Origin of the sequence: Rhodopirellula sp. P2 (assembly GCF_028768465.1) — a bacterium.
Lineage (GTDB): Bacteria > Planctomycetota > Planctomycetia > Pirellulales > Pirellulaceae > Rhodopirellula.
This window is the reverse complement of sequence record NZ_CP118225.1, coordinates 1,134,349-1,160,055: the sequence shown is the minus strand read 5'-3', so window position 1 is coordinate 1,160,055 and position 25,707 is coordinate 1,134,349. Positions and strand designations below refer to the sequence as shown.

The following is a 25,707-nucleotide window of genomic DNA, read 5'->3' as shown; positions in this document are numbered from 1 at the left end:
CTTCCTGGACCCACCTCATGAGCTCAACCGTGAACCGCGTTCTTTGCTTCCTGACCCTTGTCGCCGCCGTCGCGGTTTCACCCGCCAACGCCCAAGACAGCGAGAAGGTTGCCTTGGCGAAATCAATGCAGGGTGCCAAAACCATCACCTTGTTCAATGGCAAAACCCTCGATGGATGGCGGGGACGCGACGATCTGTGGTCGGTCGAGGACGGAGCCATCCACGGTCAAACCACCGACGAAGCACCGATCAAACAAAACACGTTTTTGATTCTCGATCGCCCGGTCAAAGGCAGCTTTGAGCTGACACTGCAATTCAAAATGATTGGCGGCAACTCGGGCATCCAGTACCGCAGCCAAGTCCTCGACGAAGAGAAATTCATCGTCGGCGGTTACCAAGCCGACATCGATGCGACCAACCGTTTCGCGGGCATCTTGTACGAAGAGAAAGGTCGTGGAATCCTGGCCACTCGCGGACAACAAACCACCATTTGGGCGACTGGCGAAAAGACGACCGAACAATTCGCGACCGCCGAAGAACTCGCCAACAGCATCCACCTGGGCGAATGGAATGACTACCGAATCTTGGTTCGTGACAACCAACTCGAGCAGTTCATCAACGAAACCTTGATGATCCGCGTGGTTGATCAACAACCGGGTAAAAAAGCCGACTCCGGCGTCATCGCATTGCAACTGCACCAAGGCCCCGCGATGAAAGTTTGGTTCAAGAACATCCAAATTCGCGAATGGAAGTGAGCGGGGAACGCCTGCCCCCATTTCCGACACGCTACCATGGGATTGGAGCGTGACCATGACCCAATCTTTATGGCCCTCGGGCGACAACACTGAAGTGCTGCTTCAAGCCGCACGCCAGGGCGATCCCGAAGCCGTCAACCAATTGCTCGACCGACACCGCGGCCCCATCCGTCGCCTGGTGGAGGTCCGCTTGGACCGAAAAGTCCAACGCCGAGTGGACGTCAGCGATGTTGTTCAGGAGGTTTTGGTCGAAGCCAGTGGTCGGCTTCAGAAGTACCTGGACGACCCTGTGATGGCGTTCCATTTGTGGCTCCGGCAGATCGCTTGGGACCACATCATCGACACCTACCGTCGCCACCGTGTCAGCGCCAAACGCAACATGGACCGCGAGCAACCGATCGCGGGCGGGGGACGGGTGGATGAATCGTCTGTGAATTTGGCGATCCAGTTGTGCGACCCTGCGATGACGCCCGCCGCCGTCGCGACCCAGCGAGAAATTGCTGCTCAGGTGGAAGCCGCCATTCAAAAGTTGGACGAGGGCGACCGCGAAGTGATTTTGATGCGTCACTACGAACACCTTTCCAACCTCGAGATCGCGGAAGTCCTCGACCTCAATCCGCCCGCCGCCAGCATGCGTTACTTGCGAGCCGTGCGGCGATTGAAAGCGGTGCTTGAGGAAGACAAAGAAAACTTCGGCGCCGACACTGACTCGCAGGGTTGAGGCGTCGATGACCTCGCAACCTGACCCGCCCAGGCCCGACCCGCCCAGGCCTCCCTTGTCCGCCAGCGACGCTGTTCCCGCGGTGCAGGCATCGTCGCCTGAGAACGCGGAATCACACGACCAGTACCTTGCCAATGTGTTGGCGGAATTGACCGACCAAGTCTGCCAGGGCCGGCCTGTCGATTTCAATGCGACCTGCTCTCAGCATCCAACGCTCGCGAAAGATCTGCGAGAGCTTTGGGGTGCCGTCTTGGTCACCGACACCGCCGGAGTCGCTCACGACGAACTCCCTCCAGAAGGCCCGCAAGAATCGCCAATCGAAGATTCATCCAGTCGCTGGCGCAGTCTGCGTTTGCCAACCACGATCGGTGACTTTGACCTGCTGGAGGAGGTCGGCCGTGGCGGCATGGGCGTGGTCTTTCGCGCCCGCCAGCGGTCGCTCGATCGAGAAGTCGCGATCAAGATGATCCTTCGCGGTCGCTTGGCCAGCGACGCGGACCTGCAACGGTTCATGGCGGAAGCCGCTGCAACAGCATCGCTGGATCACCCCAGCATCGTGCCGGTGTACGAAGTCGGCGACATTGAGGGGCGCCCGTTCTTCAGCATGCAGTTCATCGAAGGACAAACGCTGTCCCAACGAGTCGCCTCCGGCCCGATGGCGCCTCGTGAGGCAGCCCGCATGGTCGCTCAAATCGCGCGCGCTGTCGCGGTGGCTCATGAAGCCGGCATCCTGCACCGCGACATCAAACCCGGCAACATCCTGATCGCCGATGACGAACGTCCGATGATCACGGATTTCGGGTTGGCCAAGCAAGTCGGTGCCAAGATGGATCTGACGCGGACCGGGATGTTGGTCGGAACTCCGGCGTACATGTCACCGGAACAAGCCGGCGGTCGTCGCGGTGACATCGGTCCCGCCAGCGATGTGTATTCGCTCGGCTGTGTGCTGTATTTCGCCCTGACCGGACGGGCACCCTTCGTCGCCGAATCGCCGATGGAACTGGTGATGTTGGTCACCGAACAAGACCCCACGCCACCACGGGCGCTGCGTCCAAGTTTGGACCGGGACCTGGAAATGATCACCATTCGGTGCCTGCAAAAGCCAGCCGATCTGCGTTACCCGACCGCGGAAGCTCTCGCCAAAGACATCGAAGCCTACCTCGCCGACGAACGAGTCGATGCTCGCAGTGGCCACTTCAACCAAGTCATCGCCCGAGTCTTTCGCGAAACGCATCATGCGGCCGTGCTCGAAAAATGGGGTCTGCTTTGGATGTGGCATTCGCTGGTGCTGTTGGTCGCCAGCCTGATGACTTGGCAGATGGCGCTGGCGGGAATCAATGAGCGTTGGATCTACATCGCCGTGTGGGTGATCGGGCTGAGCGCCTGGGCCGCCGTGTTTTGGAAACTACGCCAACGCATGGGGCCGGTCACCTTCATCGAACGACAAGTCGCTCATGTGTGGGGCGCCAGCCTGATTGCGACCGCTTTGCTGTTTCCGTTGGAATGGTGGATCGGACTGGAACCATTGCGATTGGCACCGATGCTGGGCGTGATCACCGCCATGGTATTCTTGATCAAAGCCGGAATGTTGAGCGGTGCGTTCTACATCCAAACCGTGCTCTTGCTGGCGACGTCCGTGGCGATGGCGGTGTTCCCCTCCGCGGCGCACCTGATCTTTGGCGTCGTCGCCGCGGGATGTTTTTTCGTCCCCGGCTACAAATACGAGCGTCAACGATCCCTGCTCGAACAACGCTGACTCCATCAAAGAAACCGTAGCCGGATTCGCCAAGAATTCGGACGGCTGTTGAATCATCCTGCTGACGCAGCAGGTTATGAATGGAGCTCGTCGTCCAGGTCCCACCTGGAAACCCAGCCGATGCTTTGGAACAAAGCGAGACGTCAACAACACGATCCATTGCAAGCTTCCGACGGAGCAGTCAATCACGATCGCCAGGTAGAACCTGGCCTACGGTGTCCGGCTACGTCGGTTTGGTTCGATCCGCTTGCTTGGGCACCATCCAACACGCTGCTGCAACCGCCAACATGGGAATGACTGGCGAACGCATTCTGGGGTTGCTCCAGTACACACTGTGCACCGCGGTCAGCGTGATGATCAACGCGAACACAGGCCAAGCGTTGACTTGCCGCCACGAACGCCAATGCTTGCCAATCCCCCCCCCAGCCAAGAACAACAAACCGGTTTGATACAACCCGATCACCAGCACAACCAGCATCGATCGATCGGGTGTGCGGGCAGGGAACGGGTGCCAGAGCCTCGCTGCTCTCACCACACAAGACCACGCGAACATCGCCGGCCGATTCAAGATGGTGGACTTGGCCATTTCATAGGCGACGCGATCATCCGACACCTCATCGGCGCCCCGTTCACGGGCTTCGTATTCCGCAAAGAACTCGGCTGGATCCCATGGGGTTCGATCCCAAGGCAGCCAACCATCCGAGGACTCGCCCAGGGAGTCATAAAACGAATCGTTGTTGGCCAGCAGCAACGTGTAGCCACCATGCGTGGTCGCCCAAACCGGATGCCCCAGCTGCGAAACGTTCCGCAACGTCCACAGCCCAACCGTCCCAAAGAGGAGCATCCCCACGACGCCGACACGTGCCGCCCGCCGGATCCGGCAAGTGGACCCCATGAAGAACAAGGCCGGGATCAACAACACCGCCCAAACCAAGAACGTTGGCCGGCACAGAACGGTCAGCGATAGCAAACCACCGAACACCACCGCGTTGGCCAGGGACCACAAGGACGATCGATCACATCCGTGGGCGTGCGTGCCAGCGTTCAAGGGGACATCCGCGGACCTGGGATTCAGCTTCGCCACCCACCACCACCAAACCAACGTCGTCAGTGCGGTGGCGATGGTTTCCGTCATCACCAGAGTCGATTGCCACAGCAGCATCGGATCGATTGTCACGAATGCAGCAGCGATCCAGGCCGCTCGATCCGACCACCACCGGCGAGCGATGTCCCACGTCAAACCAACCGTCAACACTCCCAAGCACACATGCAACACGGCGACCCAACGAGACGCCAAATGGCCATCGGCATCGACGAGGAACGAAAGCAACCACGGATACAGTGGCGGACGAAACGCGGTCGGTGTCGCCACCCCACCCTCCCCCATCAAACCAAAGGTGCCGGTTTGGGCCAGCGTTTCCGCGATCACTCGATAGGCATCAGGATCCGCATCCAACGAATCCAGTTTGGCCAGCACGATCGAACCTCGCGCCAAGAATGCGAGGGCGACCCCGACGAATAGACACGAGGACGTGCGGTTCACTTGCATCTCAATTTCCAGTGTTTCCTAAACTTCACCTTCCGTCCGGACGTTGGTATCGAAACAAGTCCGCACAATCCCATTCCCCTCCCTCCGGGAGGGTCGGTTGAATGATTGACGGTTTTCTTCCCTGTTTCCTTGTTCCCAGGCTCTGCCTGGGAACACACTGTCTTGGAGGCTCCGCCTCCCGATTCTGTCTCAGCAGGCAGGGGATGTCGATTGATGAAGGGCAGCATTTGGTAGTGGACGAGGCAACAAGTCCCTTGCGTGGGGAAGGCCTCGTCGCCTCGTCCACTACGGTTCAGGTCCTGGGCGAAGGACGCCTCGAAGACGTCAGTGATAAAATCGACGTCCCCCGGGAGGGTCGAGCGAGGGGAGGGTTCAGCAAAACGGCACGACCAACCACATCCATCGGTGATTACGAAGGGTCATACGCCAAGTTGGGCGACAACCAACGCTCGACTTCCGAAATCGGCCAGCCTTTGCGAGCTGCGTACGATTCGATTTGGTCCTTGGTCATCCGGTCGACGGTGAAGTACTTGGCTTCGGGGTGCGAGAAGTACAGACCGCTGACACTGGCTCCTGGTGACATCGCATAGCTCTCGGTCAGTTGGATGCCGGTGTTCTTCTCGGCCTCCAACAAGTCAAACAGAGTCCGTTTCTCGGTGTGATCGGGACACGCGGGATAGCCTGCCGCCGGTCGAATGCCACGGTACTTTTCCGCGATCATCTCTTCGTTGGACAAGTTCTCTTCCTTGCCGTATTGCCATTGCTGGCGGACCTGTTGATGCAAGTACTCCGCGAACGCTTCGGCACAACGATCAGCCACCGCGGACGCGATGATCGAGCTTTCGTCATCGAGTTCCTTTTTGAATCGCATCGACAATTCTTCGGCACCCAGTCCAGCCGTCACGGCAAAACCACCGAGGTGGTCCTTGCGACCGCTCTCAACCGGGGCGATGTAATCGGCCAACGAACGATAGTCCTTTTGTCCGCGGCGTTCCCATTGCTGGCGTAAGCAATGGAATCGCGTGCGTTCTTCCGTCCGAGTTTCATCGGTGTAGACGATGATGTCATCGCCATCGGATGCTGCCGGCCAGAACCCGTACACGCCCTTGGCCTGGATCAGCTTTTCTTCGATGACTCGGTCGAGCATCTTGTTCGCTTTCTCGAACACTTCTTTGGCGATCGGACCGACCGTTTTGTCTTGGAAGATCTTCGGGTACTTGCCCTTCAATTCCCAAGTCATGAAGTACGGCGACCAATCGATGTATTCGCGAAGCGTGGCCAGCGGGACATCATCGAGCACCTTCGTGCCAATGAACTCGGGCTGGTCGATGCGAACCGTCTCCCAATCCGTTTGGAATCGTTTCTCGAGGGCTTGTTCATAAGGCACCAAAGCCTGTTTCCGCTCGCGGAAACTGCTGACCAACTTCACTTGTTCATTGACGTTGGCTTCCAGGAAAGCATCGCGAGACTCATCGCTGAGCAATTTCTCCACGACACCCACGCTGCGACTGGCGTCCAAGACGTGCAACACCGGACCATCGTAAGCCGGTGCAATCCGAACCGCTGTGTGCTTGGCACTGGTTGTTGCACCACCGACCAACAGAGGCTTCTTCATGCCAATGCGTTTCATCTCACGAGCGACATGAACCATTTCATCGAGGCTGGGTGTGATCAGCCCCGACAAACCGATCATGTCAGCGTCATGCTTGACGGCTTCTTCCAGAATTTTTTCGCTGGAAACCATCACGCCCAGGTCGATCACTTCGTAGTTATTGCACTGCAACACCACACCCACAATGTTCTTGCCGATGTCGTGCACGTCGCCTTTGACCGTTGCAATCAGGAACTTCCCGCGAGCTTTGAAATCTTGCGTTCCAGCCTCGATCTTTTCCTGTTCCATGAACGGCTCAAGGTAGGCCACTGCCTTCTTCATCACGCGGGCGGATTTGACGACCTGGGGCAAGAACATTTTGCCTTGCCCGAACAAATCACCGACCACGCTCATCCCCGCCATCAACGGGCCCTCGATGATGTGCAAGCATTTGTCGTAGTGTTGCCGAGCCTCTTCGGTGTCTTCGACGATGTATTTGTCGATGCCTTTGATCAAGGCGTGCTTCATCCGTTCTTCGATCGAATGCTCACGCCACGCCAAGTCTTCGCCGGATTTCTTCTTGCCGCTGCCTTTGACGGTCTCGGCGAAGTCCAGCATGCGATCGGTCGCGTCACCGCGTCGATTCCAAAGCACGTCCTCGACACGTTCGAGCAAGTCCTTCGGGATCTCTTCGTAAACTTCCAACTGCCCCGCGTTGACGATCCCCATGTCCAAACCGGCTTTCACCGCTCGGTACAGAAACGCACTGTGGATGGCTTCGCGAACCGGATCGTTGCCGCGGAAACTGAAGCTGATGTTGCTGACACCGCCGCTGGTCTTCGCACCGGGGCATTCCTTTTTGATCCGCTCGACCGCGTTGACGAAATCCACCGCGTAATTGTTGTGCTCTTCCATCCCAGTCGCGACGGTCAGGATGTTGGGGTCAAAGATAATGTCTTCAGGTGGGAAGTGGACTTGGTTGACCAACAAGTCATACGCTCGTTTGCAAATCCGAACCTTGTTGTCTTCGTCGGCAGCTTGGCCTTCTTCATCAAATGCCATCACCACCGTTGCCGCACCGTATTGACGCACCAACCTTGCGCGACGAAGGAACTCTTCCTCGCCGTCCTTGAGAGAGATCGAGTTGACGATCGCTTTGCCTTGCACGTTTTGCAAACCTGCCTCGATGACTTCCCAGCGACTGCTGTCGATCATCAAAGGAACCGCAGCCACCACCGAGTCACCGGCAATCAGCCGGAGGAACCTCGTCATCGCTTCGACGCCATCGAGCAATGCATCATCGAAGTTCACATCAATGATCGTCGCACCATTCTCGACTTGTTCGCGCGCGACCTCGACCGCCTCGTCGTACTTTTCGTCACGAATCAAACGAGCGAACTTGCGGCTGCCGGTGACGTTGGTCCGTTCACCAACCATCGTGAACGGGATCTCCGGACGCATCACCATCGGCAACTGACCTGACAAACGAGTCCATACCGGACCGCCCTTGTCTTCTTGCTTCGGCTTGCAGTCCTTGACCCGTTCCGTCATCGCGCGGATATGGTCCGGGGTTGTCCCGCAACATCCACCTAAAATATTGATCCAACCGTTGTCGGCGTACTCGCCAACGATCTCTGCCATCGGTTTGGGAGCCAAGTCAAACGCACCCATCTCATTGGGCAATCCAGCGTTGGGGTGACAACTGATCGGCAGCCCGGTCGCCTTGGACATTTCCTCCACGTGCGGACGCATGATGTCCGGGCCGAGAGCGCAGTTCATCCCGATCGAAAGCATGGGGAAGTGCGACAACGCCGTGACAAAAGCTTCGACGCTTTGGCCGCTGACAAACGTCCGACCGCCATTGCCAAACGTCCCGGAAACCATCACCGGAACTCGCCGACCACCTTCGTCAAAGTAGCGCTGGATCGCGAACAGACATGACTTCAGGTTCAACGTGTCGATGGCGGTTTCGGGCAGCAAGATATCGACGCCTGCCTCGCACAGTGACTTCACTTGGGCGTAGTAACTGTCCGCCAACTTGTCGAACGTGGTTGCACGAAACGCGCCGTCATCGACATTCGTGCTGATCGCCAACTGCATGGTTGTCGGTCCAATCGAACCGGCCACAAATCGTGGCTTGTCAGGTGTCTTGGCGGTCCATTGCTCAGCGGCTTTGCGAGCACACGCGACCGCGGCCACGTTGATCTCATGAACGAGCTCCAGCGGCAATCCAAACTCGACCATCCCGATCGGCGACGCACCGAATGAGTTCGTTTCCACGATGTCGCTGCCCGACTCGTAGTACTGGGAGTGGATCTCGGTGATCTTCTCGGGGTGAGTCAGACACAGGATGTCCGAGAAATTCTTCAGGTCTTTGTTGTGGTCGGCAAACCGGTCTCCGCGCACCGCCGCCTCATCCAGTCCCAACCGCTGAATCATCGTCCCCATCGCTCCATCAAGCATCAAAATGCGTTCACGGATGAGTTCGGCAAGAAGCTGATCAGTCGAAGAGGCTTGCAACATGGATGACCCAAAAGCAGGCGGAGAGATGTGAATCAAAAAGGGTTGCGAAAAGACGAACTTTTCCGGCACCTTTGAACCGATATCTTCGCCGCCGGCCAACAAACGAGCAACCCGAACGCTGAATGCACTCCGTTTTTTCGGGAAGCGGTGACGATTGGGTCGGAAGACACGCCAATCAGCCTTCAGGTTCCCTTGCCGGCGTTCCGGGCTAGGATGTGGCTGGCCCGGGCTCCACCGTGCCCCAACCCTTCCCCACACGACATTTCTCTATAGAGAAAACCAGTATGTTGATTGACTCGCACCACCACCTTTGGGCCTACGATCCAGAAGAATACGGTTGGATCAGTGACAGCATGAGCGTCCTGCGACAGGACTTCCTCGCCGCTGAACTTCGCAAGGTTGCTGCCCAAAGCGGTGTCGATGGCTTTGTCAGCGTCCAAGCTCGCCAATCCAGGCAAGAAACCGAGGACCTGCTGAAGATCGCCTCCGAGGAGCCACTGATTCGCGGCGTGGTGGGCTGGATCGGCTTGGCCGACTCCGACGTCGAATCTCAGCTGGAATCCGTCTCAGGACGATCCAAGCTGGTTGGGATGCGACACGTTGTCCAAGACGAACCTGACGATCGCTTTCTCGATGGCGAAGCGTTCAACCGGGGCGTCTCGCTGCTCGGCCAACACAACCTGGTCTATGACATCCTGATCTTCGCCAAGCAACTTCCCGCCGCGATCGATTTCGCGGACCGGCACTCCAATCTGCCAATGGTGGTCGATCACATTGCCAAGCCCAGCATTTCGGCTGGCAAGATGGATCCCCAGTGGGAACCGCATTTCAAAGAACTCGCTCGCCGCGAACATCTGACCTGCAAATTCTCCGGCGTCGCCACCGAAGTTCGTGACGCGGACTGGGACATCGAAACCATTCGCCCGTACTGGGACGTGGCTTTGGAAGCGTTCGGGCCACAGCGTCTGATGTTTGGCAGTGACTGGCCCGTGTGTTTGCTCCGAACCGGACACCAGCAATGGCTGGACACCGTTCGTGAACTCGCTGCGGAATTGAGCCAAGACGAACAAGCCGCCTTCTTCGCCGGCAACGCGATCAAGGCGTATGGACTGGACGCATAAAGATCCAGCCGGATTAAAGATGTAGCCGGACTCGCCAAGAATTCGGAACGCCCCCCAATTCGTGCATCGGAATTCTGGCGAACCCTGCTGCCACCAACTTCACAACCCGAATGCGTGAGCGAGGGACCACACTGACTTCCTGGCAAATCCAGTTGCCAAGCGACGTAGGCCAGGTCTTACCCGGCAACCAGCCGACGCTTTGGAACAAAGCGAGGCGTCCAGCCCGCCCCCGCAAGATCGCAACTGACCGACCAATCACCATCGTCAGGCCGAACCTGACACAAAGATGTAGCCGGATTCGCCAAGAATTCGGAGCGTGACGGATCCGTTGCCAGATGCCATTGCCGAGGGAAGCTCACGGCGGAGACCGCCGTATTGCCGGTTGCGCGCCGACACGGCTCGCCCATGCCCATCCGAATTCTTGGCGAATCCGGCTACGGAGACCTGGCCTACGAGCCCGACATCTCGGGGTTGAGACTGGGGTCGTTGTACATCTTCATTTGCCGGTACGTCTTGTGGCGTTTGCGGCCGGCGAAGATGTCATCGATCAGCGTTTGCAGCGATCCCGAAAGGTCCGCGTGCTGGACCTGGCAAAGCAACCACCTCGCCTCCACCTTGGCGCGATGTTCCGCCCCCACGTCTTGCCGCTGCAACTGCTCGGCGTAGTGAAACAGACGCAGCGACATGATCGACAGCCGATCGATCGCACTGCCAGGTGTCTCGGTGTTGATCGGAGCGTCTTCGGGAATCGCAACGCCTGATTGCTGAATGGATTCCGTGATCGCATCGTCCAGTTTTTCGATCCAATCGTTTCGCTGTTGATTCAGCCGATCGATGGAGCGTTTGACTTCGGCGATGCGAGCGTCGGTCACGTTTGGATTGCGTGCGACGTCTTCTTCGTGCCACAACTTAAAATTGAAAGCGTGTTGCTGGCACACCCATCCCAGCCAACCCGAGTGCGGGTTGGCCATGGGTTCATCGTGCCACCGGCGGACGCAATCGATTTGCGATTGCGTCCAGTCTTTGACCGAACCGGTGACCATTGGTATGCGGCCTGGATCTTCAGCGGGGCCGCCCACCGGATCAAACTTCTTTTTCGTCGATCCAGTTCATCATGCGACGAAGGCCGAGACCGATTTGCTCGACACCGTGCTGACGTTCGCGACGACGGGTGGCCTTGAAGAAAGGAGCACCAGCGCGGTTTTCGCTGATCCACTTGCGAGCGAACTCGCCTTGTTGGATCTCTTCGAGAACCTTCTTCATTTCGGCTTTGGTTTCATCGGTGATGATCCGTGGGCCGGTGACGTAATCGCCGTACTCGGCGGTGTTGCTGATGCTGTAACGCATGTAGCTCAGACCACCTTCGTACAACAGATCGACGATCAACTTCAGTTCGTGCATGCACTCGAAGTAAGCCATTTCAGGTTGGTAACCTGCTTCGACCAACGTTTCGAAACCGGCCTTCACCAATTCGCTGACACCACCGCACAAGACAACCTGTTCGCCGAACAAGTCGGTTTCGGTTTCTTCTGCGAAGGTGGTTTCGATGACACCACCGCGGGTTCCGCCGATGCCCTTGGCGTATGCCAAACCAATTTGCTTGGTGGTTTCAGAGGCACCTTCGCCCAGTGCGATCAAGGCCGGCACGCCGCCGCCCTTTTCGTACTCGCTGCGGACCAAGTGGCCGGGGCCCTTGGGAGCGACGAGCAACACATCGATGCCCTTTGGAGGATCGATTTGACCAAAGTGGATGTTGAAGCCGTGTGAACACATCAACACGTTGCCTTCGGACAGGTTGTCGCGAATCGAATCGCGATAGATGTCCGCTTGAACTTCATCGGGAAGCAACAGGTTGACGACGTCGGCCGCCTTGGTGGCGTCCGCGATCGACATCGGCTTGAAACCGTGCGAGACCGCCAGATCGTAGTTGGCACTGCCGGGACGTTGGCCGATGATCACATCGCAACCGCTGTCACGCAGGTTTTGAGCTTGGGCGTGTCCTTGCGAACCGTAACCCAAGATCGCGATCGTCTTGCCTTTCAAGTGGGACAAGTCGGCGTCGTTTTCGTAGTAAATGGTGGCTGCCATCAGAAGTCACTCAGGTGTGTGGGGAAAGATGAGTTGGAAGGGATCGGAACAGAATCGGGGTTAGGCTTGGACGGTTTCTGCAGCGGACTCACTCGAAGTGACTTGCGAACCACTGCGAACCATCGCGATGCGGCCCGTGCGGACCAATTCGACGATGCCGTAGCGATTGATTCGTTCGATGAAAGCCTGGACCTTGTTGGCTCGGCCGCTGATTTCGATCATCACTTCCCCTTCGCCGACATCGACGATTTGTCCGCGGAAGATATCGACCAATTCGCGAATTTCGCTGCGGATGCCTCCCGCAGGAGCGGTGACCTTGACCAGCAAGAGGTCGCGTTCCACATAATCATTGGAACTGATGTCGAGAACTCGCACGACCGTGACGATTTTCTCGAGTTGTTTGCGGACTTGATCGAGAACTTGGTCGTCGCCGACCACGACAAACGTCATTCGCGAAAGCGTCGTGTCTTCGGTTTCGCCGACAGCCAACGAATCAATGTTGTAGCCGCGGGAAGCGAGCATTCCGGAAATGTGTGCAAGCACTCCGGGCACGTTTTGAACGAGCGCCGAGAGCAAATGACGTTGGTTGGGACTGGCCATGGAAATGCCTGTGAGTCGCCATGTGAGAGCAAAAAAGATCGCCAATCGCGTCGAAGACGCGACAAATACAAGGGAAGGGTCGCGATCAAGAGCGACGCATGATAATTTTGGAGGTTGACGCTGCCAAGGGCTGCGAGCCAAACGCAGCAAACTCGCTGCTTGATCAGCCGGGACAGACCCCTTCCAGCCATCAAATGTTCGCGGACGCGTCGTCGCGAGCCAAGATTCCACCCAAACCAGCCGCCGCTCGAACCGGCGACTCCCGTTTTTGTCCCTGCTTCACCCACTTTCAGCCCTTTTTGCCCCCTGAGCGACCCGCCGCATGAGCTTTCGCATCGATTTGCCGGTCTATCGAGGGCCAATCGATCTGCTGCTGTACTTGGTTCGCCGCCAAGAATTGTCGCTGACGGAGATGTCGCTGGCCAAAGTGGTCGACCAATACATCGCGCACCTGGACGTGCTGCAGGAGCTCAATTTGGGCGAAGTGGGCGATTTCCTGGAACTGGCCGCCACCTTGGTGGAAATGAAAAGCCAGGCGGTCCTGCCCAAAATTGAGGACGAAACCGCAGAAGAGGCGGTCGAGGACACCCACGAAGCACTGGTCGAACGCCTGCTGCAGTACAAAGAAATTCGCGACGCGGCTGCGGTCCTGGACGAAATGTCCGCTCGCTGGCAGACCCGATTCGAACGCGTCGCCGACGACCTGCCAAACCGCCGAAACGATCCCGCCGATCAACCCATCGTCGAACTCGAAATCTGGGACTTGGTCAGTGCCTTTGGGCGGATCATGCGTGAATCCGCCGGCCCACCGCCCACCGAGGTCGTCTACGACGACACCCCCATTCACGTTTATATGCAAAAGATCCACAAAGAACTGGCGGCCCAATCCCGCGTTCCGCTGGTCGATTTGGTGCCCGCCGGGCAACACAAATCAGCCTACATCGGTTGGTTTCTGGCCATGCTGGAACTGACTCGACACCACGGTGCCGCAGTCGACCAAAACGATCTCGGTGAAATCGAAGTCGTGCGAACCGACCGCTACTCGGATAATTTGAACGTCAACGAAGTCGACAACTACGGCACCGACTCGATCGACAACAGCAACATGCCGATCCGGATGCGTTGATGGTCGATAACATTCCAATTCTCTCGCATGTCCACGATGGCTTGACGATCGAGGGCTATTCCCGCGCCGCGGTGCAAACCTGCTGGCGTGTCAATGAACTCAAGCTGCTCTTCGATGTCGGGGTCCAGCCCTGGGACTTCATGGGCACGCCGACGATGTTCATCTCGCACGCGCACCTGGATCACATTGCGGCCCTCCCCGCATACGTTTCCCGGCGACGGATGATGAAGATGGATCCGCCGGTCATCTACCTCCCCGACTCAGCGGTCGACATGGCGTGGAAGATGTTGCAAACCTTCCGCAGCCTCGATCGCGGTGCCATGCCCTGTGAATTGGTCGGACTACTCGACGGAGATGAAACCAACATCGGACGCGAATACGTCATCCGTTCCATGAACGTGCATCACACAATCGATGCACTGGGGTTCGTCGTCTACCAACGACGACACAAACTCAAGCCAGAGTACTTGGACCTACCAGGCGAAAAGATTCGTGACTTGAAGATCGCCGGCACCGAGATCACAACCGAGCAACGTGTGCCCGTGTTCGCTTACACGGGCGACACCTCACCGAAGGGTCTGGACAACAACCCCGAGTTCTACGAGTCCAAAATCTTGATCAGCGAACTCACGTTTGCTGCGCCCGAACATCGGCGATCCAAGATCCACAAGCACGGTCACATGCACGTGGACGACTACCGCGAACGAGCGGACCACTTCAAAAACGAATTGATCATCGGGTCTCACGCCAGCACGCGTTACACCGATGTCCAAATCCGACGCTTTGTCAAAAAAGCCTTGCCGGGCATGTTGGACGACCGGCTGAAACTTTGGATTTGACATGACGTGCGTTCCCCCAGGCGGCTGGCCTCAACCTCAGTCGCTGTATGTGCACGTTCCGTTCTGCCGACATCGTTGTGGTTACTGCAACTTCAGCGTGATCGCCGGCCGCGATGAGTTGCAGGACCAATACCTGGACGCCATCGAACGAGAACTCACGGGCATCTCGCCGAGTGACACACATCGAAATGAATTGCCCCTGCAAACAATCTTCTTGGGCGGTGGCACGCCAACGCGATTGTCAGCCGCACGTTTGCAACGCCTTCACCGCGCGATCGCCGATGCCTTTCCGATTGCAGACGATGCCGAAATCACCGCCGAAGCCAACCCCGAAGACATCACGCCCGAGTGCCTGGATGCCTTGCAAGCGATCGGTGTGAATCGAATCAGCCTGGGAATCCAGTCGTTCGATGCGGACAAACTGCAATGCTTGGAACGAGGCCATGACCAAGACACCGCGTTTGCCGCGATCGAAGCCGCTCACCAACAAGTTGGCAATGTCTCGATTGATCTGATCTTCGGTGCTCCCGACGAATCCCTCGCGACTTGGCAGAACGATCTGTCCCTAGCAGCTTCGTCCTCCATCTCACATGTCTCCACCTATGCCCTGACATTTGAAAAAGGCACCTCGTTCTGGTCGCGACGTTCACGCGGTGATCTGTCGGAAGCGGACGAGACGTTGGAACTGCAAATGTACGAAGCGGCTCAACAACAGTTCTCAACGGACGGTTGGCAGCAGTACGAGATCAGCAGCTTCGCGCGAGAGTCATTCAGGTGCCGACACAACCTGGCCTACTGGGCGGGACGTGGGTGGCATGCCGTTGGCCCCGGTGCCGCTCGCTTCGTTGACGGCCGACGCGAAGTCAACCATCGCAGCACAACGACGTACCTCAAACGCATGCTTGCAAGCGGAAGTGCAACCGATGAAACGGAGACGATCACGCTGGAACAGTACGCTCGAGAACTGGCCGCGTTTGGTGTGCGACAACTTGACGGGATCGACCTTTCCACGATTCACGACCGCACCTCGATCGATCTGGAAACGTCGCTTGCCGAGACGCTGACCAAGCTGCAATCCATGGCATTGGTCACGCACGACAATCACCACCTTCAGCTCACCCGCCGCGGCATCTTGTTTGCTGACACCGTCGCAACCGCTCTGCTGTCCGAGCCAGAGTAGAACCGTTGTCCTCCACTGTTTGCGTGCCAGGGTTGCTTCGCAAGAAAGCGTGAAGCGAATGGGCGGGACTTCAACGTCTTCGCTTCACGCGATGGAAGATCAGCAAGACCGCTCGTTTGAATCTCGGCACAGCTTGGCAGGGAACGCCGCCTGACGGAACAATTGGGGACAATTGTTCTACTCTGTCACTTCGGACACTCAACCAGAGTAGAACAGTTGTCCTCAACTGTTTGCGTGGCTGGGTCGCTTCGCAAGAAAGCGTGAAGCGAATGGGCGGGACTTCAACATCTACGCTTCACGCAATGGAAGATCAGCAAGACCGCCCGTTTGAATTTCGGCACAGCTTGGCAGGGAACGCCGCCTGACGGAACAATTGGGGACAATTGTTCTACTCTGTCACTTCGGACACTCAACCAGAGTAGAACAGTTGTCCTCAACTGTTTGCGTGGCTGGGTCGCTTCGCAAGAAAGCGTGAAGCGAATGGGCGGGACTTCAACATCTACGCTTCACGCAATGGAAGATCAGCAAGACCGCCCGTTTGAATTTCGGCACAGCTTGGCAGGGAACGCCGCCTGACGGAACAATTGGGGACAATTGTTCTACTCTGTCACTTCGGACACTCAACCAGAGTAGAACAGTTGTCCTCAACTGTTTGCGTGGCTGGGTCGCTTCGCAAGAAAGCGTGAAGCGAATGGGCGGGACTTCAACATCTACGCTTCACGCAATGGAAGATCAGCAAGACCGCCCGTTTGAATCTCGGCACAGCTTGGCAGAGAACGCCGCCTGACGGAACAATTGGGGACAATTGTCCTACTCTGTCACTTCGGACACTCAACCAGAGTAGAACAGTTGTCCTCAACTGTTTGCGTGGCTGGGTCGCTTCGCGGAAAAGCGGAATGCGAATGAAAGGAACTTCAGCATCTTCGCTTCACGCAATGGAAGATCAGCAAGACCGCTCGTTTGAATCTCGGCACAGCTTGGCAGAGAACGCCGCCTGACGGAACAATTGGGGACAATTGTTCTACTCTGTGGAATGACCCGTTCAGCCCTGTTTGCGTTTTCGATACTGCGTCGGCGACATGTTCATGATGCGTTGAAAGCTGCGACTGAAATGAGCGTGGTCATAGAAGCCGCAACTCTGGGCGATCGCGGTCACACGCTCGTCCGTTTCTCGCAACCAACGCGCCGCGTTCTCAATTCGGACGCGAATCAAATACTGTCGCGGCGAGGCACCAAACGCCAATCGAAACCGCCGCTCAAAATGACTCGCTGACAACCCCGCCATCTCGGCCAAGTGCCCGGTCGGAATGTCTTCACGGTAGTGAGCGTGGATGTGCTGCATCACCTTCTCCAAGGAGTCTGCGCTGCCCGATTGCATCCGCTCGACTTGTCGCGAAAAACCAGCCACACCGATCACTCGTCCACGACGATCCTTCAGCGGAATCTTGCTGGTCGTGACCAACCGCGGGGAACCGGCTTCTTCAGGTGCACTTTCGATTCGGTTGATGATCGCTTCCTTCGACTCCATCACCTGCAAATCGTCTTCGCGGTACTCGTCCGCCCGCGTCTTGGGAAAGAAGTCGTGATCGGTCTTCCCGATCGCCTCCGCCTCGGACAGCACCCCACAGTATTCGCAGCCACGACGATTCAGTGCCATGAACCTGCCCTCGCGATCTTTGACGAAGAACGACACGTCGGGCATCCAATCAAACAGCTTCAGAATCTCCTGACCGGGAGCCAAGCGAGCGAAAAACGCTTGTCTATGGAGTGTCTTTTTCATGCTGTTTTTTTACACAAGAATAATCGCTTCATGCAAGACAACCAACGTTTTCCCAGCGAAACTGGTCTCGGAATCAATCAACCCCGAGCGGCACCTCCTTCCGCTCGCTCAGAACCGGAGTACGTCGATGGCGTGCTTCAGAATTCCTACCAGATCGAAAGCCAGCCAATCATGCACGGTCATGATGTTTGCGTCGACGAAGACAAGAACCTGGATGTGCGCCAGTGGAACGCCAACCACACCCCGCCGATCAAACCCAAACGAATTGAATCCCGGCTGCAGTCTGCCTGCCCGGACCGTCTCGCCCCCCAGCAACCTTCCCCCCACCGCTGCGAATCCATCATGTTCGTTTCCTTTCGCAACCTGATCCCTTTGCTTTTCATTTGCCCGGCGGTGACCTGCACCCTCGTCCAGGCGGCCGACGACATTGATTTCAATCGCGACATCCGGCCGATTCTTTCGGACCGTTGCTACTTCTGCCACGGTCCCGATGAAGCCACCCGGGAAGCGGACCTGCGATTGGATGTTCGCGAAGATGCCGCGTACGTCTTGGAATCGGACGAGTTGTTGGACCGCATTCAAAGCGACGATCCCGATCTGCTGATGCCGCCGCCGCACGCGAATCTGGAACTGACCAACGAGCAGAAGGAAATGCTGAAGCGTTGGATCGACGAAGGAGCTCCCTACGCAGCGCACTGGTCGTTTGAAAAGCTTCCTCTCGCAGTGGAAGTGCCCTCGGTCAAACAGGCAGACTGGCCCAAGCAAACCATCGATCCATTTGTCCTGGCCAAGATCGAAGCGGCCGGGCAACAGCCCAACCCTGAAGCGGATCCGTTGCGTTGGTTGCGACGAGTCACGTTGGACTTGACCGGGTTGCCACCATCAGCGGAATCGATTCGAAGCTTTGAGCAAGCCGTCCAGAAAGATCGCGAAAGAGCGTATGAAGATGCGGTCGATGAGCTGCTGAAGTCCTCCGCGTACGGCGAACACATGTCGATCGCCTGGCTCGACGTCGCACGCTACGCCGATTCCTACGGCTACCAAAGCGACAAACTCAACACCCAGTGGCCTTATCGCGACTGGGTCGTTCGTGCCCTGAACCAGAACCTTCCTTACGACGATTTCTTGACCTGGCAAATCGCCGGTGACCTGTTGGAAGAACCAACGCGAGACCAGCAATTGGCGACCGCTTTCAATCGCATTCATCGTCTCAACAATGAAGGCGGCGCGGTCTTCGAAGAGTGGCGAATCGAGAACGCTGCCGATCGCGTTCACACCTTCAGCACCGCTGTGATGGGACTGACCTTGGAATGTGCCCGTTGCCACGATCACAAGTACGATCCGATCACCGCACGTGACTTCTATTCGCTCTCGGCGTTCTTCAATTCGATCGACGAAAGCGGTGTCTACGATCGCACCGAAAAAGTCCCCTGCCCATCGATGCTGCTTCCGACCGAAGAAGAATCCGCGGCACTCGAACAAGCTCGTGCAGAACTGGCCTCTTCAGAACAACATTACCAAGCGGTTCTTGCAGCTACCAAGGAACGTTTCAAGGCCAGCGAAGCGACTTCCATCACCGCCGACGACATCCCCGACCTCCGCCTCGCGTTGGCGCTGGACCAAGGATTCGACAACGCTGTCAAACCTGTCTATCACCCATCCGAGTCCGACCGGTCTTGGGCGAAGATGTGTGATTTGGTCCCCGTCGAAAATTGCGAGATCGCTCGGCTGAACCCAACGCTGGCCGATGACGAAAAAGCTCGCTTGGCGGACAAAGACGATTCCAAAGAAGCAGCGTCCAATCAACCCACCGGTCCGATCGACCGAATGGCATTGAAGCTGGACGGCGAACGCGGTGTGACCGCTCACGACATTGAACCGCTGGATCGTTGGACGCCTTTCACCGTTGTTGTCACGCTCAATGATCCCGAACGATCTTCGGAACGCAGCCTGATCGTCCATCACACGCGCGGAACGGACTGCGGCTACAACGGGTACGACCTGACGATCCAAGACGGTCACCTCGAATCTCGTATGGCTCGGGTTTGGCCGGGCAACGCCATCAGCGTTCGAACAGTGGAACCCATTTCAGCCAACCAATGGCATCAAGTCGCCGCAACCTACGACGGGTCGTCCCAAGCATCGGGGCTGAAACTCTTCCTCAACGGTCAAGAACTGGAGACGGTGACGCTGCGAGACGAAGTCAAAAAATCATGCAACGTCGTCGTCGACCATGGCGGAGACTTCGTGATCGGCCAGCGTTTCCGGGCTCGCGGATTCGCGGGCGGCTTGATCGATGACGTCCGACTGTACGAACGCAACCTGACGCCGCTTGAACTGCAAGTCTTGGCGACGGGCGAAGCTCGCCCCGCTGACGCCGCCACATTCGCGTCCGCGTTGGATCAAGACACACGCGAGGCGTTTGCCAAGCTTCGCCAGGCTCGGCATCAATTCGTGATGGCCGAAGAAGTCATCCAAGAAGTCCCCATCATGCGTGAGATGGACGAACCTCGCCAAACGCACCTGTTGCTCCGCGGGGAATACGATGCCAAGACCGACGAAACCACTCGCGTGCAACGAACGGTCTTGAAAGCCATCCCGATTCCGTTCCCTGAAGATGCTCCCAAAGATCGCCTGGGGCTGGCTCAATGGATCACGCATCCCGAACACCCGCTGACCGCTCGGGTTGCCGTCAACCGACTGTGGGGCAACTTCTTCGCCGACCCGTTGGTCCGCACGCCTGAGAACTTTGGTTTGCAAGGTGACCTGCCAACGCACCCTGAACTTCTCGATTGGTTGGCCCGCGACTTCATTGACCACGACTGGGACATCCAACGGATGTGCCGGAACATCGTGCTCTCCGCGACCTATCGCCAGGATTCCCGCTGCACGCAGGACAAATTCGAAAGCGACCCGACCAATCGTCTGCTCGCCCGGGGCCCATCATATCGACTCGCAGCCGAACAAATTCGCGACCTCGCACTGGCCGCCTCTGGGTTGCTGAACCCCGAGATGGGCGGCCCCCCGGTGTCACCCTACCAACCCGGCCAAGACCTGTGGCGTGAATCCAACGGGATGTCGCCTGCGTATCAACAATCGGTCGGCAAGGCGCTCTACCGACGGTCGCTGTATTCCGTTTGGAAACGCACCGCACCACTTCCCAACATGATGGTCTTCGATGCATCAACACGGGAAGTCTGCACCGTCAAACGCTCGCGAACGAACACGCCGTTGCAAGCACTCGTGCTGCTCAACGATGAACAGTTCATCGAAGCGACCCGCGTATTGGCGACCAACTTGGTGAACGACCAAGACCCTGACCAGAGAATTGAAAACGCGTTTCTGAAGCTGGCCGGACGTCGTCCGGATGCAACCGAACGAGAAGAACTTGTCACGCTTTATCAACGCGAACTCAGCTTCTTCGAGAAAGCCCCCGAGTCCGCCCAAAGCTACCTGTCCATCGGCGAACGAGAATTGCCCCGCGAAGTTTCCCTTCCTGAACTCGCCGCAATGACCTCGTTGTGCCAAGTCATCCTGAACTTGGACGCCACGATTTGGAAACGCTAAACAGACAGACGAGCCCGCGTTGGTACATCGCCGCCATTTTCAACGCAGGCAGATTGGGAACTCTTGCCGGTCAGAGTTGTGGATGTCGGCCAAGAGTGGCCAACCTACATCAGAATCACAACCCGACGCGTGAGCGAGGGACCACATCGAATCCCTCGCTTCTGCATTCGGGTTGTCAAAGATGCTTCGCCGCGTCGGCCCAAGTCTCGAACGAGTTCATCCGCAAACATTCCTGCCTGTTTCGAACCGTCCATCCGAAGTCTGCTTCCCACCCTTCCAAGTCCTCCCCCAACTCGCCTTCTTCCTTGCGAGGGAACCCATCATGACCCCTGACTTTTCACTGCAATCCAAACGCCGCGTCTTCCTCAAACAAGCCACCTCCACCGTGGGTGCCGCCGCGCTGGCGCACTTGCTCGGACGAGACATGGCATCGGCTGCGACGCCCACACCGGACCTCGGTGGGATGCACTTTGCTCCCAAAGCAAAACGGATCATTTACTTGTTCCAATCCGGCGGACCGGCCCAGCAAGACTTGTTCGATCACAAGCCGATGCTGGAACAAATGCACGGACGCGAATTGCCTCCCGAGGTCCGCGGCGAGCAACGCTTGACCGGCATGTCGGTCAACCAAAGTTCGCTGCCGGTGGCGGCCTCCAAGTTCAAGTTTGCTCAACATGGTCAATCCGGTGCCTGGCTGAGCGAACTGCTGCCGTATCACCGAGACATCGTTGACGACGTGTGCTTCATCAAATCGATGCACACCGAAGCGATCAACCACGACCCTGCAATCACGTTCTTCCAAACCGGATCGCAGATCGCGGGCCGACCGTCGCTCGGCTCGTGGATCTCCTATGGACTGGGCAGCGAAAACGATGAACTGCCCTCCTTCGTGGTCTTGGTCACCAAAGGCCAAGGCGGCCAACCGCTGTACTCCCGTTTGTGGGGCAACGGATTTTTGGATTCCAAGTATCAAGGTGTTCAGTTCCGGGGCGGTGAAGACCCGGTGTTGTATCTTTCCAACCCCGAGGGGATTTCACGCGATCATCGGCGTCAACAACTCGACTCGATCAACCGTTTGAACTCGCATCAATTCCAACGCGAATTTGATCCGGAGATTCAATCACGCATCGCTCAGTACGAGATGGCCTTCAAGATGCAAACCAGTGTTCCTGATGCAACGGATTTCTCTGATGAACCGGAATCCACATTTGAACTGTACGGTGAAGACGCCAAGCAACCCGGGACCTTCGCCGCCAACTGCTTGCTGGCTCGACGATTGGCCCAACGCGATGTTCGGTTCATCCAGCTTTATCACCAAGGATGGGACCAACACTCCAATCTGCCCAAGGGAATCACCGGCCAAGCCAAGGAAACCGACCAGGCATCCGCGGCGCTGGTCAAAGACCTCAAGCGTCTGGGAATGCTGGACGACACCTTGGTCATCTGGGGCGGTGAGTTTGGACGCACGTCGTATTCACAAGGCACCCTGACGCCTGGTAACTACGGGCGAGATCACCATCCGCGTTGCTTCACGACCTGGATGGCCGGCGGCGGAACCCGGCCCGGCATGAGCTATGGGACGACGGACGAGTTCAGCTACAACGTGGCTGAAAACGGAGTCCACGTGCACGACTTCAATGCCACGATCCTGAACCTGATGGGCATCGATCACGAACGACTGACCTACAAGTACCAAGGCCGCCGGTTCCGTTTGACCGACGTGCACGGTCACGTCGTTCGCGATATCCTGGCTTGATCTTCACGCGATCATCTCGCGAAAGAGATTGGCATGTGCCTGACACTCCGGTGCATGCCCGGCCGGGCAAATTCGCGACCGTTCATCGCGTGTGACGCTTCGCCACAGCTTTCGCGACCCTTCGTGCCGCAATAATTTGAAGGGACGTTTGCGTGCTGGCATTCATGACATCTCTCGTTCTGTGAGAAGTCAATCGCCGTGCTGAATTCATTACGACATCAACCCCAAGATCATTCCCATGATGGACGTTGAGATTCTCAGTCGGTTGCAATTCGCCGGAACGATCATGTTCCACTACCTGTTCCCGCCCCTGTCGATCGGGTTGGGACTGCAGTTGTTCCTCTGCGAACTCGCCTCCTACCGAACTCGCAATCCGGCCTGGGAAGCCGCCGCCCGGTTTTGGACCCGCGTTTTCGCGGTCAATTTCGCGATGGGTGTGTCCACCGGCATCGTGATGGAATTCGAGTTCGGCACCAACTGGGCCGCCTACTCACGCTTTGTTGGCGACGTGTTTGGATCGGCGCTCGCCGCCGAAGGTATCTTCGCCTTTTTCTTAGAAAGTGGGTTCTTGGCCGTGCTGGTGTTTGGCTGGGACCGGGTTGGACCGACCATGCACCTGTTCAGCACGCTGATGGTGTTTCTGGGGTCGATGTTCAGCGCGGTTTGGATCGTGGTCGCCAACAGTTGGCAACAAACGCCAGCGGGATACCACATTGTGTGGCACGACGTGCAAGGCGAATCCATGCCCCGCGCCGAGGTCACTGATTTCTGGGCCATGGTTTTCAATCCCTCCTCAGTCGACCGACTGACTCACACTTTGATCGGTGCGTTTGTCTTGGGAGCCTTCTTCGTTGCGTCGGTTTGCGCCTACTACTTGCTCAAAGGGCGACATGAAGAGTTCGCCCGTCGTTGTTTGTCGATCGCTCTGCCCACCTCGTTGTTGTTCACGATCCTTGCGGCCGCGACCGGACATGACTCGGCTCAGAAGCTCGTCGAAACACAACCCGCCAAACTCGCCGCGATGGAGGCTCACTTCGAGACGACTGACGAGCCCACGGGGCTCTACCTTTTTGGCTGGCCCGACGCGGAAGACGAGACCGTTCACTTCGGAGTCCAACTTCCCTACCTGCTGAGCCTGATGGTCTACAACGATCCCAGGGAACCTGTGCCGGGCATGGACCAAATCCCGGCCGACGAGCGACCTCCGGTGTGGTTGCCATTCCAAACCTTTCACCTGATGGTTGGCTTGGGAACGATGATGATCGGCGTGGCGGGACTGGCCTGTTGGTCCTGGTTTCGCGACTCGTTGCCACAGCGACGTTGGTTGCTGTGGACCATTGTCTTCATGCCCGTTGCCGCGATGACCGCCAATCAAGCGGGATGGGTCACCGCCGAAGTTGGTCGGCAACCGTGGATCGTTTATCCCTCCGTTCAAGACGGTGTGGAGATGATGGGTTTGAAGACCGCCGATGGACTCAGCGAATCCGTGACCGCCGAACAAGTCCTCAGTTCCATCATTCTGTTTGGGATCATCTACTCGATGCTTTTCGCGGTCTGGGTATTTGTGCTGAACCATAAGATTCAGCACGGCCCTGAAAGTGTCGAGGCGTTGCTGGAACACAAACAAACCACGCGAGCGGATTCCATGTCCGAGCAATTTGAACGCAGCGGCAAATCGCACGGCGGAGACTTTCTCGAGGAGGACACGCGATGAGCTACGAAACCGTAACGTTTGTTTGGTTTGTGTTGTTGGGCGTGCTGTTGTGCGGCTATGCGATCTTGGATGGCTTTGATCTGGGGGTCGGAATCCTTCATCCATTCCTCGCGAAAACCGATCAAGAGCGTCGCCTGGTGATGAACTCCATCGGGCCGCTCTGGGACGGCAATGAAGTCTGGCTGGTGACCTTTGGTGGAGCCTTGTTTGCTGCGTTCCCCGTCGCTTACGCCACCGTGTTCAGCAGTTTTTACCTGGCTTTCTATCTGCTCCTGACCTGCTTGATCGGACGCGCCGTCAGCCTCGAGTTCCGTTCCAAAGTCCATTCGCCAACCTGGCGACGATTGTGGGACTTCGGTTTCTTTCTGTCGTCCATTTCAGCGGCCATGCTGCTGGGCGTCGCCGGTGGAAACATCATGCAGGGAATGGAACTTGGCCCCAAGTATCACTACGAAGGCAGCCTGCTCAGCCAATTGGGTTGGTACCCGTTGATGATCGGGATGTTGACCGTGTCCCTGTTTGCCCTGCACGGTGCAATCTACTTGTATCTCAAAACCGAGCATGAACTGCAGAACCGAGTGCGATCCGCGATCACGCCCCTGTTCTACGTGTTCGCGGGAATGTACTCCCTGGCAACCCTCGCGACGTGGTGGCATGTGCCTCATGCGACCGAGAACATCGCCAACTACCCCCTCCTCTGGATCGTACCGATCCTCAATGCATTGGCCGTGCTGAACATCCCTCGGGCCATGCACCTGGGCAAACCGGCGTACGCGTTCTTTTCATCTGCGATGGTGATCATGGCGCTCGCATCTTTGTTCAGCGTCGCGATCTACCCGAACTTCATGCTCTCGACCATCGACCCCGCCTACAACATCACACTGGACAATGCCCGCAGCAGCGAAGGCACGCTGAACATCATGTTGATCATCGCCGGACTGGGGATGCCCTGCGTGCTCAGCTACACCCTCGTGATCTACTGGATCTTTCGAGGGAAGGTGCGAATCGACACCAACAGTTACTGAACATGGATTGAACTCG

The 25,707-nt window shown here is 57.4% G+C and carries 17 protein-coding genes; 11 read left to right on the top strand and 6 right to left on the bottom strand.

Features of this window, described 5'->3' with window-relative positions; translation table 11 throughout:
- Window positions 1-29: 29 nt before the first annotated feature.
- From PSR62_RS04040 to PSR62_RS04030, 3 genes are read left to right on the top strand one after another with little or no spacing between them, the layout of a single operon-like run.
- Window positions 30-755 carry a 3-keto-disaccharide hydrolase gene (locus PSR62_RS04040; RefSeq protein ID WP_338020278.1) on the top strand — a complete coding sequence of 242 codons (726 nt, stop codon included), beginning with the start codon at window positions 30-32 and terminating at the stop codon, window positions 753-755.
- 55 nt (window positions 756-810) lie between these two features.
- On the top strand, window positions 811-1,476 hold the full coding sequence (locus PSR62_RS04035) for a sigma-70 family RNA polymerase sigma factor (protein ID WP_274406535.1): 666 nt from the start codon (window positions 811-813) through the stop codon (window positions 1,474-1,476).
- A 7-nt stretch (window positions 1,477-1,483) separates the two neighbouring features.
- Window positions 1,484-3,232 (top strand): serine/threonine-protein kinase, encoded by a 1,749-nt coding sequence (locus tag PSR62_RS04030; RefSeq protein WP_274406534.1) that lies wholly within the window; start codon window positions 1,484-1,486, stop codon window positions 3,230-3,232.
- 223 nt (window positions 3,233-3,455) lie between these two features.
- On the opposite strand, the gene PSR62_RS04025 is transcribed toward PSR62_RS04030, so the two are convergent.
- A complete protein-coding gene (locus tag PSR62_RS04025) occupies window positions 3,456-4,781 on the bottom strand; it encodes an ArnT family glycosyltransferase (RefSeq protein ID WP_274406533.1) in 1,326 nt (441 codons plus the stop codon).
- Between the two features lie 409 nt (window positions 4,782-5,190).
- The gene (gene metH, locus PSR62_RS04020) at window positions 5,191-8,895 is read right to left on the bottom strand and encodes a methionine synthase (RefSeq protein WP_274406532.1); all 3,705 of its coding nucleotides are present in this window, start codon (window positions 8,893-8,895) and stop codon (window positions 5,191-5,193) included.
- A gap of 284 nt (window positions 8,896-9,179) precedes the next feature.
- Here metH and PSR62_RS04015 point away from each other — a divergent pair, with 284 nt between their 5' ends.
- Complete coding sequence (locus tag PSR62_RS04015) at window positions 9,180-10,016, top strand: amidohydrolase family protein (protein ID WP_274406531.1); 837 nt, start codon at window positions 9,180-9,182, stop codon at window positions 10,014-10,016.
- Window positions 10,017-10,465: 449 nt separating this feature from the next.
- Here PSR62_RS04015 and PSR62_RS04010 read toward each other — a convergent pair whose 3' ends face one another.
- From PSR62_RS04010 to ilvN, 3 genes are read right to left on the bottom strand one after another with little or no spacing between them, the layout of a single operon-like run.
- The gene (locus PSR62_RS04010) at window positions 10,466-11,095 is read right to left on the bottom strand and encodes a DUF4254 domain-containing protein (protein WP_274406530.1); all 630 of its coding nucleotides are present in this window, start codon (window positions 11,093-11,095) and stop codon (window positions 10,466-10,468) included.
- A 4-nt stretch (window positions 11,096-11,099) separates the two neighbouring features.
- On the bottom strand, window positions 11,100-12,104 hold the full coding sequence (ilvC, locus tag PSR62_RS04005) for a ketol-acid reductoisomerase (protein WP_274406529.1): 1,005 nt from the start codon (window positions 12,102-12,104) through the stop codon (window positions 11,100-11,102).
- A 60-nt stretch (window positions 12,105-12,164) separates the two neighbouring features.
- Window positions 12,165-12,704 carry an acetolactate synthase small subunit gene (gene ilvN / locus PSR62_RS04000; protein WP_274406528.1) on the bottom strand — a complete coding sequence of 180 codons (540 nt, stop codon included), beginning with the start codon at window positions 12,702-12,704 and terminating at the stop codon, window positions 12,165-12,167.
- 322 nt (window positions 12,705-13,026) lie between these two features.
- Here ilvN and PSR62_RS03995 point away from each other — a divergent pair, with 322 nt between their 5' ends.
- From PSR62_RS03995 to hemW, 3 genes are read left to right on the top strand one after another with little or no spacing between them, the layout of a single operon-like run.
- Window positions 13,027-13,830 carry a segregation and condensation protein A gene (locus PSR62_RS03995; protein ID WP_047817558.1) on the top strand — a complete coding sequence of 268 codons (804 nt, stop codon included), beginning with the start codon at window positions 13,027-13,029 and terminating at the stop codon, window positions 13,828-13,830.
- On the top strand, window positions 13,830-14,669 hold the full coding sequence (locus PSR62_RS03990) for an MBL fold metallo-hydrolase (protein ID WP_274406527.1): 840 nt from the start codon (window positions 13,830-13,832) through the stop codon (window positions 14,667-14,669). Before PSR62_RS03995 ends, PSR62_RS03990 begins: the two co-directional genes overlap by 1 nt.
- A 1-nt stretch (window position 14,670) precedes the next feature.
- Window positions 14,671-15,849 (top strand): radical SAM family heme chaperone HemW, encoded by a 1,179-nt coding sequence (gene hemW, locus PSR62_RS03985; RefSeq protein WP_274406526.1) that lies wholly within the window; start codon window positions 14,671-14,673, stop codon window positions 15,847-15,849.
- Window positions 15,850-16,891: 1,042 nt separating this feature from the next.
- Here the strand turns inward: hemW and PSR62_RS03980 are convergent.
- On the bottom strand, window positions 16,892-17,629 hold the full coding sequence (locus tag PSR62_RS03980) for an AraC family transcriptional regulator (protein WP_274406525.1): 738 nt from the start codon (window positions 17,627-17,629) through the stop codon (window positions 16,892-16,894).
- 342 nt (window positions 17,630-17,971) lie between these two features.
- Between PSR62_RS03980 and PSR62_RS03975 the strand changes: the two genes are divergently transcribed.
- The 4 genes from PSR62_RS03975 (at window position 17,972) to cydB (ending at window position 25,691) form a co-directional block, all read left to right on the top strand.
- Window positions 17,972-21,196 carry a DUF1553 domain-containing protein gene (locus PSR62_RS03975; protein ID WP_338020277.1) on the top strand — a complete coding sequence of 1,075 codons (3,225 nt, stop codon included), beginning with the start codon at window positions 17,972-17,974 and terminating at the stop codon, window positions 21,194-21,196.
- 322 nt (window positions 21,197-21,518) lie between these two features.
- Window positions 21,519-22,952 (top strand): DUF1501 domain-containing protein, encoded by a 1,434-nt coding sequence (locus tag PSR62_RS03970; protein WP_274406523.1) that lies wholly within the window; start codon window positions 21,519-21,521, stop codon window positions 22,950-22,952.
- 238 nt (window positions 22,953-23,190) lie between these two features.
- A complete protein-coding gene (locus PSR62_RS03965) occupies window positions 23,191-24,666 on the top strand; it encodes a cytochrome ubiquinol oxidase subunit I (RefSeq protein ID WP_274406522.1) in 1,476 nt (491 codons plus the stop codon).
- Complete coding sequence (gene cydB / locus PSR62_RS03960; protein ID WP_274406521.1) at window positions 24,663-25,691, top strand: cytochrome d ubiquinol oxidase subunit II; 1,029 nt, start codon at window positions 24,663-24,665, stop codon at window positions 25,689-25,691. The genes PSR62_RS03965 and cydB overlap by 4 nt, the downstream gene beginning before the upstream one ends.
- Window positions 25,692-25,707 lie beyond the last annotated feature (16 nt).